The 625-nt window shown below is 45.1% G+C and carries 1 protein-coding gene; it reads left to right on the forward strand.

Annotated features, from left to right (window positions below):
• Positions 1–625 (forward strand): transposase (locus Q1A31_RS20925; protein ID WP_299881766.1); only part of this gene is annotated, 625 nt, incomplete at both ends.

A 625-nucleotide genomic window follows, 5' to 3' on the forward strand; every position in this document is an offset into this window, starting at 1 on the left:
TAATGATTATTAACCCTCGCGCTTCCAAGAACTTTGCTAGAGCCATGATGCAACGTAACAAAACCGATGCCTCTGATGCAAACGTACTGGCTGAGTTTGTTGAGCGTATGGACTTTGTTAAATGGACATCACCTGTCGGTGAAGTCCTGGATATCAGAGCGTGTGGTCGACGATTAGTCTCTTTGGGAAAAGAGAAAACTAAAGCAAAGAATCAGTTACACGCATTCAGCAGAACGAGACGCACCCCACGCTTTGTGATTGATGACATTCATTTGAGCATCGAACAGATTGAGGCTCAAGTTGATAAACTGATAAGCCATGCATTACGTCTTATCAAACAGTGTGAGTTCCTAAAAGAACGCTATCGACGCTTAACCAGCATGAAAGGCGTGGCTGATAAAACGGCCATCAAACTCCTGGGAGAGCTGGGTGTGTTGGCAATGGATATGTCTGCAAAGCAATGGGTAGCACATGCGGGCTTATACCCCAGGGCATTTGAGTCTGGCACGAGTGTGAAAAAACGCACTTATATTGGTAAAGTGGGAAATCGTTACATCCGTGAAGCACTTTATATGGCAGCATTAAGCGCCTCAAGTCATGACCCTCATGTTCGCGGGTTTTATTT

Origin of the sequence: uncultured Cocleimonas sp. (assembly GCF_947495625.1) — a bacterium.
GTDB lineage: Bacteria > Pseudomonadota > Gammaproteobacteria > Thiotrichales > Thiotrichaceae > Cocleimonas.